Genomic DNA, 15,316 nt, shown 5'->3' on the forward strand with positions numbered 1-15,316 from the left:
CGGTCAGGCATTTTCGGTGACGGTGTGACTGAGCGCGAAATCTTCCAGGAGCGAAACGGCCTTCGCATTGCCGCCGGCCCGGGTGAAGGTATCGCGGATATGCTGCGCCGCGAGGCGGTATTTCGGGTTTTCGAGCAGTTCCTGCATGGCGTTCTGCACATCGGCCACGCGCAGGCGCTTGTACCGGACTTTGATGCCGCAACCCGCATTTTCGATCAGCGCGGCGGTATGGAAATGGTCGTATGCAATGGGCGTGATAAGCATCGGCAGGCCGTTCATAAACGTGTCGTTCACCGTATTGAACCCGCCGTGGCAGATCACCGCATCCATTTTGGGAATAATATCGGCCTGGGGCACAAAGCCTTGCACGATAAAGTTCTCCGGCCATTCGTCGATCACCGACGGGTCGGTAGCAGCCACGATCGTGATCGGCCCATTGCCGAATGCCTCGATGAGTTTGAGAAAAAATTCTTTGCGAATATCGACGAGCAAGGTGCCCAGCGAGACAAATACCTTCGGGCCGGTGGCTTTTTCAAGCTTTTTCCAGTCGAACGGCGTGTCGTTGGGGCGGCCTTTGACGGGGCCTACGAACTTCATATGCGGGTCGGGGTAGGGAAAACCGGCAAATTCCTTCGAAGTGAAGACGATGTTCATCTGGTGCGAATGGATCACGAACTCGTCGGTATAAATGCCGAGCCCGCGTTGCAGGCCCTGGATGAGGTTCTGCTGCCATTCAAATATTTTCGGCGCCGAATTAGCCGTGTCGCCCATCACGTCGGGCGGTACGGGCGTGGTGGTCACGCACGGAATGCCTTTGAGGTGGGCCGCCAGCGCGCCAGCGAAGGTAATGCAGTCGTTAACGATCACATCCGGCTGGAAATCTTCGGTCACCCGCATCACGCCCGGTACCATGATCCGCGCGAAGGGGATGTAGGTTTCTTCCAAAGCGAGTTTCATCACTTCCGGGCCGGAAAGCGACGGGCCGTCGTCCTGGCGTTTGAGGATGCGCGCGATTTCGTCCTGGTGTGGCGCGAGTTCGGCTTCGGGCAGAATGTAGCGCCCGCCGTCGGGAATGTGCCTGTCGGCGAGGGGAACGAGGCCTGTCCAGGCCACTTCATGGCCGTTGGCGAGCAGGCTGGCCCCCACGCTCAGGGTGGGGCTGATATGTCCGAAAAAAGGAGGTACTACAAATAGAAATCTAGCCATTTTGAAAGACTTTAACGGGTAGCTGATCGAGCCATAATGCGGCGGTTTTAGTGCCTCCTGCCTCTTCGAACGATTGGCGGATGCGCTGTGCCGCGGCCCGGTAGCCCGGATCATTTAATATATCGCCGACCGCATTTTTAAGGTGCGGGGCTTTAAAACGGTTGAAATTGAGGCGCACGCCGCACCCGTTCGCCACCACGCGCCCCGCCACGTGCGACTGGTCGTAGGCGATCGGGATCACTACGAGCGGCAGGCCGTTCGACAGCGCTTCGGAGACGGTATTATGGCCTGCGTGGCAGACGACACCGTCGAGATGGGGAAGCAGTTCGAGCTGGGGTATGCGCTGCTGTACCAGAAAATTGGCCGGCCAGCTTTCGAACAACGCCTCGTCGGACACCACGACAACAAATACGTCCTCGCCGCCGAATGCTTCGATTACTTTTGAAAAGAAGTCCTTTTTGAACTGGTGATCGAACGTGGTACCGATGGAAATCAGGATTTTGGGCACTGTCTGGCTTTTCAAGCGGCCCCAGTCGAAGGGAACGTCGCCAGCGCGGCGAGCAATCACCGGGCCCGGGAAGCGGTAGTGATGAGGCAGTTCCATTTCCCCGAAGAATGCACGGGAAGTGAACACGAGCGTCAGCAGCTCCGAAGTTGCCAGGCTCTTTTCGCCTCCGATACCGAGCTCTTGCTGAAGGGCGACAATCTGCCGCGTCTCCCATTCATGGATTTTTGGCAAATCTTCCATCATTTTAACGGCTGCGGGAGCGGTTACCGAGGTGGCGTAAGGTATATCCGCCAAATGCGCGGCCATAGCCCCTGCAAAAACCTGGTGGTCGTTGATGACCACGTCAGGTTGATACGCTTGCAGGATTTTCATAAGCCCGTCGAACATGTAGCGGTTAAGGGGAACTAGTACTTCTTCATACAGGAACTTAATGCTTTCGATACCGTAGACGTTCTTTTTGGTAATCATGTCCAGGTATTCGGCATTGGCCTTTTTTTCGGAATCGTCCTGGTCGTAGCGGATCACGAGCAGCCGGCCGCCTTCCGGCAGTTTCGCCTGCAACTGCTCGTCCAGGCTGATCCACGCCACCTCATGACCCAAAGCCAGCAGTTCCGCACCCACCGAGAGGGTCGGATTGATATGGCCTGTGAGCGGCGGGACGATGAAAGCGAATTTTGACATTTTTCCGGGTCAGTATCAGATTATTGTGCGCTTCTGAATCGCGCCCGGAATGAAGTCCGGGGCAATAGGATTATTTTTCAATCGATTTCCGTTGGCCTCGGCCGACGGGCGCCGGGGTGTTTTTCGAGCAACCGCCGATGGCCCGGTTTGAGGAATTTTTCCAATTCCTTCCCAATCACTTCGGGTTGCTGAACGGGTACATTGTGATCGCCGGGGGCGAGGACGAGCTTGGCGTTCGGGATCCGGGAAGCCAGCGTGCGGCCCGAGGGTACGCAGTTGGAATCCTCGCCATAGATCAACAGCGTTTCGTGCGGGATGGCCGCTACCGACGGATCGTTGAAAAAGGCCTTTTCCGCCTCCATATCCGACCGGATGGAGGTTTCGTTGAACAAAAACTCATACATCCGGTGGTTCTTTTCCAACTGCCGTTTCCCTGCCAGCAGGCGCGTCGTGTCGGCGAAATTTTCGATATAGTGGATCAAAAATTCCTTGCTGTACGTATCGATGATCGCGAGTGTTTCCTGCTCGCTCGGGTCGGGGCCCTCGATGATCGCCAGCTTGCCGACGCGCTCCGGGAAGCGTGCCGCCATTTTCAATGCCACCAGCCCGCCGTAGCTGTACCCGGCCAGGTGCGCCTTTTCAATGCCGAGCGCGTCCATCAGGTCGTGGAGGTCGTTGGTCATCGAGGTAAGGTCATAGCCGGTTTTCACTTTTCCGCTCATGCCGTGGCCTTTCATATCGAACAGCACCACGCGAAAATGCTTCGCGAGCATGGGCGCGATGTTGAAATAATACACGGCCAGGTTACTGAACATCCCGTGCACCATGATGATCGTCTCACGGCCTCCGGGGTTCAGTTCCTGTACGTGCAGGCGGATGTTGGGCAGGTCTATTACTGGCATTCCCGGATGTAATTGATGATATCTTCGAGTTTCAGCCGGATAATTTCGTCGAGGTCCATGTTCGACAGCCAGCCTGTGAAATCGATGTTCGGGCCGAAATGGTTTTTGACTTTTTCGGAGAATGCGACGATCTCGATGCTGTCCATTTCAAGGTCTTTGGTAAATGAGCTGGCGGGCGTAATATCCATTTCCTCTACAAATTCCTCGCCGATCACTTCGGTGATAAACTGGTTGAGTGTTTCAAAAATCTCTTCTTTGCTCAGCTTGTTTTCCTGTATCAGTTGGTCCATCCGATGATGTAGTTAAAATGTTTGATAGTATTGATCCATGTATTTTGAATGCGCAATGCATTTTCCTTAATCTCTTCAATCTGATAGGCTTTCGGGTTGCCCATGAGCCCTTTCCCCAGCATTTTGCCGAATGCTTCCTTGGCTACCCAGCAGCGCGTCATCCATTCGTCCTGGTCGCGGCCTGCGAGCAGCGCCAGTTCGGCGGGGGTAAAAACGATCTCGGTAAAACCGGCGCTCCGGGGCTGTATTTCTTCAATATCGATGCCTACCGGGCCCTTGTCGCTGGCTATGGCCACGGCTTCGAGGTTCTTGTGGGCCAGTGAAATGTGGACGCCGCCGGTCATCGGTCCGTCGAGGAACGGCTTGCCTGCCTCGTCGGAGCGGATTTCGAACTCGATCGGGAAACAAGCCTCGTGACGTGTGCGTAGCAGGAGCATGCGCGTGGCATCCTTGGCGGCTACCCGGCTGATCATCCATTCCTTCTTTTTGTTAGGCATCAGCCCACGCTGGTGCCGCTTTTCCGGTTGGTTGAAATACCTTTTCAAAATAAAATCCCACGAAACCACGCGCTGGTAGGCATTGCGGAAGAGGAACACGCCGGGCGCCACTTCGTCGGATAATATATTTTGCAACGGGGCCATAGACACGTTCCAGAGCTTGTCGTCGATTTCCAGGCGGCGGTTTTGCCAGCCGCGGATGATCGACCACACTGTGCCGTCGCGTTTGAGGATGAAATCGGCCGTGGCGGTATCTTCGGTAAGTTCGGTAAGGCGGCAGGTACATTCGAAAATGCCTTGCTGATCCTCCATTTCACCATAAAATTCCACTTCGTTGATCTTTACCGGGAATGCGATGCGGTCTTTCGTGAGCGTGAGTTGCAGCCAGAGTCCGAACAGCTGCCCGGCATTATCCAGCAGCGAACCTTTGCCCGCGTCGCCGGAAATAAGGCCGGTAATGCCGTTTGTGCCTACGGTAATCACTTCCCGGATGCCCTGGTAGGCCGGTCCGTGGAACATATTTTCGCGGTATATCTGCTCCGGCGTAATGTTGATACCGAGCGATTCGCCGATTTCGTAGCGATTCGTTTCGGGTACGCCTTTCGTTTCCGAAAGCAGCACTTCCGCATTGGCGTATTTGTCAAGATCCAGGTAAACCCGGTCGGGGCTTTTCCATTCGCCGGTAACGGTTTCGCGGAACGGTTCCACGACATTCATCCATTGAAATACCTTGATCGCCATGATCTTCTGCACACGGAGCTCAGGCGCCTGCTCCCGCGCGATGTCGCCGAACACTTCGAAAATCATCGTCATCGGGATCACCGGATCCATATCCTCCACGCAATGCCAGCCCGGTTTTTGCTTCAAAAGCGAATGGTCGATAAGCCACGGGCTGTTCTGCAACGATAGATCAAGCTGCTTTTTGAACGCGAGGCGATTCTGCGGCAGGCGTTCCTGCGGCAGGCGATCCTGAGGTGGCTTGACAGCGGCAGGCTGGGCCGAAGTCTGCGCACCTGTTGCGCCAAACGGCCTGTTACGCACCAATTCCGCGATTTCCGATTGTACCAATGCCATTTCGTCGAGGTTGGCGCTCAATGCGCGCATCACCGGACTTGCAATATCATCCAGTGCGAGTTCCTTTTTCGGCTGGGTAAATGTGATTTTTTTTAAAGATTCCAGCTCCGTCACAAATGGCGAACCGAGCTGCAATTTCATCGGTCTGCGCTGCACAGGCGGCTGATTTTCAATGCCCATAAACGTGTGGTCAACGTTTTTGCCCTCCACAAACAATGCGGCCATCACGCGCTGCAACTGCTGCAACCCGCCGCGGATCGGCACATTGGAGGTGATGGCACTGTATGGCTTGCCCTTCAAAGTGTCATCGACAAAGCCGACCAACCCGCCGGAGCCTACCTGCACGAACATCCGCACGTCCTGTGCATATAATTTTTCGATCAGCTCGCGGAAGCGCACCGGTTTTACCAAATGCTCCACGCTCAGCGAGCGGATCTCGCCGAATGATTCGGGGTAAATGTCCAGCGTCGTGGCCGACCAGAGCGGAATGGCCGTCGGCTGGAACTCCATCGTATCCAGCCCGTCCAGTATCCGGTCCAGCTTATCCTTTACGAAAGGAGAGTGGAAGCCGGACTGGAACGGTAGCTGCTGATGGAAGATCTGATGTGTGCGTAAAATGGCCGAAAAGTCCTCAACCGCACCGATGGTACCGCAGAGGATCACCTGCTGCGGGCAGTTGTCGATGGACAGGTAGATGTCCTTCCTGCCTTCCAGCCACGGTTTCAATTGGTCATAACCGCAGCCTACCGCGAGGAATTTCGTGTTTTTTACCTCAAAAAGCTCCGGGTTGAGGCGCGTGAGCAGCTGCAATACCGATGTTTCCGAGGCTAATCCGGACGAGCGGCCGGCGAGCCATTCGCCCAGGCTGTGGCCGGCATTCATATCGGGCACGACCCCCAGCTTTTTAATGGCAGAATCGAGTATCCGGCTCTTTTCGAGCAGTTTCATGGCCGTATTGAACACCGATTGCTCGTCGCCGGTTTCGCCTGCCTCAAAACGCGGGAGTTGAAAATACGCCGCCACGCTGTCGATTTCCCCGCCCGCCAGGCCGTCCAGGCCGGGGAAGAGGAAAGCGGTTTTGCCGCCATTCGCGAGCAAGGGCTCGTTTGTGTACCAAATGTCCTGCTTGTTCCGCCAGACATTGTTTTTGGAAACTATTTTAATCGCTTTCGCCATGCGTTCCGGCGTCGGGTCGAACACGGCTAACCGGTGATGTCCCGTGCCGGTCTCCTTTTCGCCTTTTTCCAATGCGCGCAGCAATGCCTCGTGCGTAGGGCGTGCGAGGAGCAAAACTTCGTCACGGGCGGGGACATTTGTGTTGATTGAAACGGCATTTGTAGTCTTATTCTCAGGACTTTTGTCCCAACCTTGCAGGACAACGTGCGCATTAATCCCGCCAAAGCCGAATGCATTCACACCTGCATACCTCGGCAGGCCCGATGCATTCCAGTCGGTCAATTGTCTTACCGGCTCAAACCGCGTATCGGCCAGTGCTTCCACAGGCTCCTCGCAATGCAGGGTAGGAGGCAGCTGCCCGTGGTACAATGCAAGTACCGTCTTGATCACCCCTGCAATGCCCGCCGCAGGCATCGCGTGCCCGATCATCGATTTGACAGAGCCAATCCCCGCTTTGGTACCGCCCTGCCCGAACACCTTCGCCAGCGTTTCCAGCTCCGTTTTATCGCCGAGCGGCGTGCCGGTGCCATGTGCTTCGAGGTAGCCGATCTGGTCGGTGCCGATGCCGGCCATGTCCCAGGCCTGGCGAATGGCTTTCACCTGCCCGTGCACGGTCGGGCTCATGACGCTCGCCCCCGCGCCGTCGCTGCTCACGCCTACGCCCTGGATGACGGCATAGATACGGTCGCCGTTGCCGATCGCGTCGGATAGTCTTTTTAATACCACAAAACCACAGCCCTCGCCGATCAGCAGCCCGTCGGCACGCTGGTCAAACGGTCTGATCTGCTGGTTTTTGGACAATGCACCCAGCTGGTGGAAAATGCTCCAGAATGGCGCATTCTGGCTGGCATGCACGCCGCCCGCGATCATCATATCGGCGCGGCCGGAGTTGAGCTCCTGCACGGCATGGTCGATCGCGAGCAGCGAACTTGCGCACGCGGCGTCCAGTGTGTACGCGGTACCGCCGAGGTCCAGCCGGTTGGCCACGAGCGAAGCCGTCAGGTTAGGGATCAATCCCATGGCCGTATCCGCCGAAAAACGGCCTTTTTTCTGCTGAAATTCGGCTTTGACTCTTTCGAGGTCTTCGTTTTTCAGGTCGGGGAGAATGCTTTTGAGCACTTCCACGATCTGCTGTCCGGTACGCACGATCTCGATCGCCCGCGTCGCGCCGGGGCCGGTATAGTTGCCTTTGCCGATGATAATGCCTGTTTTGGCAAAATTGGCGCCGTTGGTGAATGCGTGGGCATCCGCAAGCGCCTTGTGGGCGAGGCTGAGCGCGAGCAGCTGCTCCGGCTCGGTTCCCTCCACAGCCAGCGGCAATATCCCGAACCGGATCGGATCGAAATCGGCGTAATTGTCTATAAAGCCACCGCGGCGGCAGTAAAAGCGGTCCACAGCCGTGGCTGCTCCGGCCTGTTTTTCGTCAAAAAACAAGTTGTCCATCCGGCTTTCCGGCACGGTTTCGATGGCGTCCACCCCGGTGCGGATGTTTTCCCAAAAGGCGTCAAGGTCGCCCGCGCCGGGGAATATCCCCGACATACCGATAACGGCAATCTCTGCATTTCTTTTCATGATGGTCGCAATTTGTTCAACGCCTTCCGCCGCTTATTCAGCCATGATCAGTACCTGGCTTTCCGTGCCGTATTTGAGTTCATTGACAAATGTTTCCATGCCGTCTCCAAGCGGGATCAGCGGGATGCCGCGGCGTTCGTATTCCCTTTCGAGCGAGGGCGACACCATGCCGGTGCCCTTCCACGGGCCCCAGTTAATGGCCGTTACCTTGCCTTTGATCTTCTTGCGCAATTCCCAGGCATATTTATCGAGTACGCTGTTGGCGGCCGCATAATCGGTTTGGCCGCGGCTGCCATATACGGAGGCGACGCTTGAAAACAGGGTCACGAACTGAACGTCGTCTTTCAAATGCTCGGCCAAAACCCGCAGCGGCGTCACTTTCGTGGACATCACGCGTTCGAACGATTCGGGTGTTTTCTGATGGAACAGCTTGTCTTCCAGCAGCCCCGCGCCGTGAATGACGCCGTCGATGCGGCCAAACCGGCTGTACAGCCCTTCCACCATCGCGATCAGCGCTTCTTCGTCGCGCAAATCCATGGAATGGTAGCTTACCGTCGAACCATTGCCTTCCAAAGCGGAAATGGTACCGAGGATCTGGTTGGCCTTGTGTATTTCTTCCGTTTTCTTCTCGATCTCGGCAGGCGATTTGAGCTGGCCCGACGCGATGAGGCGTCTGCGGATATCTTCCCTGTTTTTCAGACCGGCCAGCGACTGGTCGGCGTGCTGGCGCGGGTCGGCGGAGCGGCCGACGAGCACGTAATGGCAGGGGTAGTCTTTCGAAAACCGCACAATCAGTTCCGAAGTAATGCCCTGTGCGCCGCCTAATGCCAGGATCACCGATTTTTTGTCGAGGTGGATATCCGGGTTGGCGCCGGTAACGATTTCGGAGCGGACCAGTTCCACCGTTTGTCGCTGGCTGCCCTCATATACCACTTCGCAAGGCTCGTCGGTATGCAGGATTTCATTGAAAGTAATGCCCGCCACCTGTGCGGCCGGAAGCTGGGAGGTAATGCTCACCAGCCTGCATTTGGTTTGGTCGTATTCCTTATCGAGGCTTTTCAACAGTCCCGCATAACCCTGGAAATGCCGCAGCAGCTTCACGTCGGTGTCTTTGTCGAGCGCGCTTTGGGTGTCGGAAATGGTGTAAACCCATTTCACTTTGCTGAAATCCAGCTTTTTAATGAGCGAAAACGATTCGATGATCGTCGGTTTCAGGCGTGAAGTGAAAATGTTCAGGATAATGAGTCCGTCGAACCCTTGCAGGGAATCTTCGGTGGAAATGATGCTTACTTCTGCACCATTTTGCTCAAAAATCGTCTTGATGGCCGTTGCTACACCGCCCGCGTCGTCGGTTACCGCGAATCGTTTGCCTGCCAATGCGGCGGGGTTAAGCGCCGGGATGGCCGAGGGTGCCAGTTCGAAGCGGAGGCGCGAGAGTTTTTCGTTTAAAACCGCTTTCGGGGCAGGCGCCACATGCAGGCTTTCCGCTTTTTGAATAGAATCCTGCGCACCGCCCAATGCTTCCGACAGCCAGTCGATCAGCCCGTTCAGCGTTTTAATGGATGCGAGTTTTTCCACCAGCTCCTCGCCGCGTTCCTGGTAAATCCGGATCAGTCCGTCGATATTGTTTTTCAGCTCACCGATGATCTCCATGCGTTTGATGGAGTCGATGCTCAGGTCCGCTTCCAGATCCATATCCATGCCCAGCATTTCCTGCGGATAGCCGGTTTTGGCGCTTACCGCTTCCAGCAGCACCGATTTAATGCGGCTTTCCGGCCATTCTTCGATCACGCCGTCCTGGGTGATCGAGAGCTTGCTCAAGGGCACGCCGGCGGTTTGTGGTGCAGGAGAAACGGTCGCAGCAACCTGCTGCTGGTGTTCGGTGATCCAGTTGACGAGCAAGTTCAAGGTCTTGATCGCCGCCAGCTGTTCGATCACCGCCTCTTCATTTTGCTGGCCGGCATCGAACCCGCCCAGCTGTTTGCGGAGCTCGCCGATGATTTCCATGCGTTTGATGGAATCGATGCTCAGGTCGGCTTCGAGGTCCATATCCATACCGAGCATTTCCTGCGGATAGCCCGTTTTATCGCTGATTACCTGCATCACCAACGCCTTCACGTCCACCACGACCGGTTTGGCGGCCGCCTGGGCCGCCACCGCTTTTTCGATCACGATCGGAACGGGTGCGGGTGCATTGGCCGCGAGTCCGCTCAATGCCGGTTCTTCAATTTCAATATTCCTCGCAGGCGGCACCGATTGGCCCAGGTAACCCAGTACCACATCGCGCTGCGCCTGAATGAGGTATTTCACGCTATTGAGGTATTCATGAACCACACGTTCGGCTTCGGCACCGGCCGCCGGGGTCCCAATCGTCGGCTGCTGGAATGCGGCCAGTTTCAGCGGCTCGGTCACCGGCAATGCGCCGTGTTCGGGCAATTTTCCGTGGAGTGGAAGCGCCATCTGGCCGTCTACGAGCCAGGTAGTAATGCTTTTCCGGTATTGTTCCGGCTTGTCGAGGTCGAGCACGCGCACGTCGCGGTCCTCGAATAGTTTGTTAAAATCAATGCTGCGACCGGTGGCGATGTAGCCCGCCAGCGCGTGCAGGAGCTGCGTAATGCCGGTCTGGTCCTTGTCTTCGGTATAAATGCAGACCTCATCTTTGCCCAAAATCGATTTGGTAAGCCCCGTAAGCACCTTGCCCGGGCCTACTTCCACGAATACGCGGGCGCCGTCCTCATACATTTGCACCACCTCTTCCGAAAACCGCACCGGGCGTACCAGGTGGTCGGAAAGGCGCTCCTTGATATCCTCCGGCGAAGCGGGGTAGGGGGCGGCAGTCGTATTCGACCACACCGTCAATGCAGGTTCGGCGAATGCGACATCCTGCATTTCAGCAGTATAAAGTGCTTTCGAGCCGGCCAGCAGCGGGCTGTGGAATGCACAGGCCACTTCGAGCTGGCGGAACGAAATTTTCAGTTCGGTGAGTCTGGCCGTCAGCTCGGCGACGGCCGGTGTAGTTCCGGCCAGAACCCATTGCCGCGGCGAGTTGTGGTTTACCGGGTAAATGTGGTTGATCTCCGAAACAATGCGCGTCAGCTCGTCTTCGGGACAGTTCACGGCTACCATCGCTCCATTGTCGTCACCGATGGCATCGAGGATCGATTTGGCGCGTTTTTCGCTGAGCGGCACAAGCTGGTTGGCCTCAAACACCCCTGCAAAGCACAATGCAGGCAGCTCGCCATAGCTGTGGCCGGCCACCATGTCCGGGTGTATGCCAAGGTCGCGGAGCAGTTCGGCGATCGCCAGGTCCACGACGCCCAGCAGCGGCTGTGCCAGTCGGGTATCCTTGATTTTCTCCTTTTGTGCCTTTGCCGATGCTTCATTGAAAACAGCATCCGGGAAAATGATCTGCTGGTAGGCAGGATGCTTTCTCAATAACTTCCGCATTGCCGGGAATGCCACAAACAAGTCGCGCGCCATATCTACACGCTGGCTGCCCTGCCCGGGGAACATGAATGCTACTTTACCTTCGATGTTTTTGGTATAGTAAATACCCCCATATGCCGCCAAGCTCTGCCTGGTGTTCGCCGATGTTGCCAGGCTCTGCCCGGTTTCCAGAACATTATTTAGTTTAGCCAGCGCATCCCCGTGATCCCCAGCCACAATGCAAACCTGCACAGCCTTTTCGCAATACAAATGCAAACTATGAGCCACATCGCGCAGCGAAACCGCGTCATTTTCGAGAATATCGTGGGCAACTTTCACCAGTTTCAAAGCTTCTTCCAGCGTATCCCCGCGGAAGACGAGCAGCTCGGCAGGCCATGCTTTCACCGATTTCTTCGGCTTGTTCCCGGAAGCGCTCTCGATGACCGCATGGAAATTGGTACCCCCGAAACCGAATGCGCTGATCCCCGCCACGCGGCGGCTGTCGGTCCATAGCGCAGGTTTGGTCTGGAATGCGAACGGGCTCGTTTCCGGATTATAGTAAGTGTTTGGCGTTTTCAGGTTGATGGTCGGCGGTTTGATGCCGTGGTATACGGCCAGCGTGGCCTTGATGAGCCCGGCGAGGCCTGCGGCGCATTTGGTGTGGCCGATCTGCGTTTTCACGGAGCCGAGGTGTGTCTGGCTGGTCAATGCGCCGGAGGCCAGCATCATTTCCGTTAAAGCGCTGAGCTCGGTCTTGTCGCCCACGACGGTACCGGTACCATGCGCTTCCACGAGGCCCAGTTCGGCCGGCGAAATACCTGCCTGATCGTAAGCGCGTTCCAATGCTTTTACCTGCCCCGATTTTCGCGGAGCGGTGAGTCCCAGGCTCTTACCGTCGCTGGATCCGCCCACACCTTTGATGACGGCGTAAATCGTATCACCATCGCGCAGGGCGTCGTCCTCGCGTTTCAGCACGACCATCGCCACGCCTTCCCCGAGCGCGATGCCATCGGCCTCGGAGTCGAAAGTGGCGCAGCGTCCCTTGCGGGAGAGCGCGTGGGTGCTGGAAAACATCAGGTAATCGTTAATGCCGTTGTGCAGGTCGGCGCCGCCGGCGAGTACCATTTCGGAGCGGCCGAGCACCAGTTCCTGGCACGCGAGATCAATGGCCGCCAGGGAAGAGGCGCAGGCGGCATCTACCGTGTAATTGCGGCCGCCGAGGTTCAGTCGGTTGGTAATGCGGCCGGAAATCACGTTCGCCAGCACGCCGGGGAACGAGTCTTCCGTCAGTTTCGGCAATGCGTCGTCGAGTTCTTTGGGTATTTCACCAAAAAATTGTGTGAAAAGCGAGCGGAAGCCGTAGTTGTTGGCCAGGTCGTTGCCGCCCTCTGCGCCGATGATCACCGATACATTGTCGCGGTTGTTATCCGCGCCGTAGCCGGCGTTGTCGAGCGCCTGCTTCGCTACGAGCAGGCTCAGCAGCTGGGTAGGGTCGATGGCCGCCAGCGATTGCGGCGGAATGCCGAATTCCAGCGGGTCGAAGTCGATTTTCGGAATAAAACCGCCCCATTTCGAATGTGATTTACTGCCATCGGAAACGGTCGGGTCGTAGTATAACGCCTTGTTCCAGCGATCGTCCGGCACCTCCGTCACCCAGTCTTTGCCGGCCAGGATGTTGCCCCAGAACTCCTCGATGTTGCGGGCGCCGGGGTAAATGCAAGCCATGCCGACAATGGCGACATTCAATGCCTTCTTCTTCCTTCTCGGCGCCTTCGGCAGCGCCGCTTTTTCGATGTATGCATAGTGTCCCGTCGCCACGTTTTCGTGCAGCCCGCGCATCGTCACGACCTTGTTGAGCATAGCCGCAGCCTGCCCGATCATGTACATGCCGCGGCTCATTTGTTCGTCCGGGGCGATGGTTACGAGGTTATCTTTTTGTCTTTCAATGCCTTTGGCGGCAATGCGGAGCCGGCCCACATTGAGTTTTTCCAACTCGGCCCAAATCTCCTTCTTATCCATGCCTGCCGCTTCCATACGGGCCTTTTCCGCATTGAAATCGGCGGCGAAAGGCGATTCGAGGCAGCGGGTTTCGTGGCCCGGTGCCGTTTCGAGCAGTACGGTTTCGGTATGTTCCAATGCCTGCTCCTGGAATTGCGGCAGAATGGCGCCGGTAGCTACGGCCTCCTGCGTGTACAGGTAAGCGGTGCCCATGAGCACGCCCACCTTTACGCCGCGTGCGGCCAATGGCGCGGCCATCACGGAGATCATCGCCGCGGAAAAATCGTCATGAATGCCGCCTGCGAAGAACACTTCAAGCTGCTCGGTTTGCTCTTCCAGTAACAGCCGGTTGATCTGTTTTTCCCAAAGCACGAAGCTGGACAGCGGGCCCACATGGCCCCCGCATTCACGGCCTTCGAAGATGAACCGTTTGGCCCCTTCTTTCAAAAACATATCGAGCAGCGGCGCCGATGGTACGTGCAGGAATGTCTTGATGCCCAGCTTTTCCAATGGCTTCGCCTGCGACGGACGCCCCCCTGCGATGAGTACCACGGGCGGTTTTTCTTCGGTAATGTAGGAGAGCTGCTCGTCGCGCAACGCCTCGTCGGCGAAGCCGAGAATGCCCACGCCCCAGGGCTTATCGCCTGCCAGTGCGCGCGTTTCGCGGATGAGCCCGCGGGCCTTGTCGCCTTTCAGGAGCGACAGGGCTACGAACGGCAATGCACCGGCGTTCGCTACGGCCTGGGCAAATGCCGGCACGTCGCTCACGCGCGTCATGGGCCCCTGTGCAATAGGATATTGCGTGCCGAGCGCCTGTGCGAGGGCATTGTCTGCTGCCAGCGGGTTCAGGTTTTTGGCCTGCCGCAAATGCCCGAACATGGCTTCCTTAACCGCGAAAACGAGCCGGGGGAGCTTTTTGTATTGGCGGACGAGGTCGGTGCCGATGGCAATGTCCTGCCCGAGCGGAATGTATCCTTGATCGAGGTCGATCGTGTGCAGAAATCCGTCCAGATGATCGCGCACGGGTTGAGCGGGCAATGCGGGCGAGTTCGGCCTAACAAGCACACGAAAACCGTCGATCACGCGGGTTTCATTGCCGTTCAGCTTCTCGCTCACCGCTTTCAGGGAGGCAGGGGCAGAACATTCGGGGAAGGGGAGCAGCTGGCTGTCGAGCACCACGCCGCGTCCGCCGAGCGCGGTGATGGCGGCGGCATTATGCACGCCGATACCGCCCTGCACCCATACCGGGATGTCGCTAACCTCCCTCATTATACGTTGAAACAAAATGAAGGAAGAATCGCTGCTTACGACCCCGGCCCCTTCGTTTCCCTTCGCGATAATCCCCGCCGCACCGGCGGCTTTGGCGAGCTTCGCTTCGGCTACACTGGTAACCTGGATAATGATTTGAAGCGTGTCTGCAGGTTTAGGAAAAGTCAGGCCATATGGTAGGATTGCTAGTGTAACTTGTTCAGGTAATGCAATGTTAAGCGGTGTGTTGTCGGCGAAGCATACGCCAAAAGCTTTCTTGGTTTTCGACGCCACCTTTTGCAGAGCGTTCGTAGCGATTTGTTGATCTCTTCCGAGGTGGATTACTGGGAAAGCTCCGGCTTCCGACAGCGCTAAGGCCAGGGTTGCATCCGGTCGCTCCATCGGAGTAACACCGATCATTTCCAGGTTTTTCATAACGTAGTTTTTTTAGTAAATCTCTATTAATCAGCTCGCTTGGAGGATATTGGCTGGCAGGGTCAGGAGAAGTACAGATGGTTTCAACTGATATCGTCCGGTTCATGGCGAAATATACGTAAATTATAATACGAGAAATTACTTCTAATAGCAAATTGAAATTTTACTACAAGAAACTGCGATGCGTGTGGTATTTATTTGTGAAATAATTTAATGATTTCGGTTACATGTGGTAAACCCGCGGTCAATAAGAAAGCCGCTATCGTCGCATTTTGCGACGATAGCGGCTTTCTCCGTCATTGG

The 15,316-nt window shown here is 56.5% G+C and carries 6 protein-coding genes; all 6 read right to left on the reverse strand.

The features are described from left to right. Positions 1-3: 3 nt before the first annotated feature. Positions 4-1,206 (reverse strand): glycosyltransferase, encoded by a 1,203-nt coding sequence (locus H144_RS0105355; RefSeq protein ID WP_033402366.1) that lies wholly within the window; start codon positions 1,204-1,206, stop codon positions 4-6. Then, the gene (locus tag H144_RS31445) at positions 1,199-2,395 is read right to left on the reverse strand and encodes a glycosyltransferase (RefSeq protein ID WP_019941015.1); all 1,197 of its coding nucleotides are present in this window, start codon (positions 2,393-2,395) and stop codon (positions 1,199-1,201) included. The genes H144_RS0105355 and H144_RS31445 overlap by 8 nt, the downstream gene beginning before the upstream one ends. A 77-nt stretch (positions 2,396-2,472) precedes the next feature. Further along, complete coding sequence (locus H144_RS0105365) at positions 2,473-3,297, reverse strand: alpha/beta fold hydrolase (protein WP_019941016.1); 825 nt, start codon at positions 3,295-3,297, stop codon at positions 2,473-2,475. Continuing rightward, positions 3,288-3,587, reverse strand: a complete 300-nt coding sequence (locus H144_RS0105370; RefSeq protein WP_019941017.1) for a phosphopantetheine-binding protein — start codon at positions 3,585-3,587, stop codon at positions 3,288-3,290. Before H144_RS0105370 ends, H144_RS0105365 begins: the two co-directional genes overlap by 10 nt. Beyond that, positions 3,575-7,906, reverse strand: a complete 4,332-nt coding sequence (locus H144_RS0105375; protein ID WP_019941018.1) for a type I polyketide synthase — start codon at positions 7,904-7,906, stop codon at positions 3,575-3,577. The genes H144_RS0105370 and H144_RS0105375 overlap by 13 nt, the downstream gene beginning before the upstream one ends. Positions 7,907-7,939: 33 nt before the next feature. Then, complete coding sequence (locus H144_RS0105380; RefSeq protein ID WP_019941019.1) at positions 7,940-15,013, reverse strand: type I polyketide synthase; 7,074 nt, start codon at positions 15,011-15,013, stop codon at positions 7,940-7,942. Positions 15,014-15,316: the final 303 nt, after the last annotated feature.

It is taken from the genome of Dyadobacter beijingensis DSM 21582 (genome assembly GCF_000382205.1).
Classification (GTDB): Bacteria; Bacteroidota; Bacteroidia; order Cytophagales; family Spirosomataceae; genus Dyadobacter; species Dyadobacter beijingensis.

Excerpts from the sequence above, each read along its gene's own strand:
- H144_RS0105355 (WP_033402366.1), bottom strand. The coding sequence starts at position 1,206 with ATGGCTAGATTTCTATTTGTAGTACCTCCTTTTTTCGGACATATCAGC.
- H144_RS31445 (WP_019941015.1), bottom strand. The coding sequence starts at position 2,395 with ATGTCAAAATTCGCTTTCATCGTCCCGCCGCTCACAGGCCATATCAAT.
- H144_RS0105365 (WP_019941016.1), bottom strand. The coding sequence starts at position 3,297 with ATGCCAGTAATAGACCTGCCCAACATCCGCCTGCACGTACAGGAACTG.
- H144_RS0105370 (WP_019941017.1), bottom strand. The coding sequence starts at position 3,587 with ATGGACCAACTGATACAGGAAAACAAGCTGAGCAAAGAAGAGATTTTT.
- H144_RS0105375 (WP_019941018.1), bottom strand. The coding sequence starts at position 7,906 with ATGAAAAGAAATGCAGAGATTGCCGTTATCGGTATGTCGGGGATATTC.
- H144_RS0105380 (WP_019941019.1), bottom strand. The coding sequence starts at position 15,013 with ATGAAAAACCTGGAAATGATCGGTGTTACTCCGATGGAGCGACCGGAT.